This is a genomic window from Sphingobium sp. (genome assembly GCF_041987595.1).
In the GTDB taxonomy this organism is placed as follows: domain Bacteria; phylum Pseudomonadota; class Alphaproteobacteria; order Sphingomonadales; family Sphingomonadaceae; genus Sphingobium.
Window position 1 is genome coordinate 1 of record NZ_JBHIWJ010000247.1, and the last position, 267, is coordinate 267.

Annotated in this window: 1 protein-coding gene; it reads right to left on the minus strand. The window is 57.3% G+C overall.

What is annotated here, in order from left to right; all coding sequences use genetic code 11:
* Positions 1 to 231 (minus strand): hypothetical protein (locus ACFC3J_RS23000; protein WP_375198216.1); only part of this gene is annotated, 231 nt, incomplete at its 3' end.
* Between the last annotated feature and the right edge of the window lie 36 nt (positions 232 to 267).

Genomic DNA, 267 nt, shown 5'->3' on the forward strand with positions numbered 1-267 from the left:
AGGTTGGTTGACGCCCGTGGCGCAGAACTGGAGCCACCGCAGGAAGTCGCATTGCGTGACGGAGGAGCCGTCTTCATTCATCACCGAATGACCGTTCAGGCGCGTCAGCTTCAACGCGGCACCGAGCCGGCTTTCAAAGCTAACGATGTCTCGCTTGAACTTCTCGATTAGATCGGTTGTGCGCGCCTTTTGGGTCGGGCTTGGCCGATCGTCATCGAACATCAATTCCACGAACGGCTCTGTTGCAAAGATTGGCGGCAGTCAGAG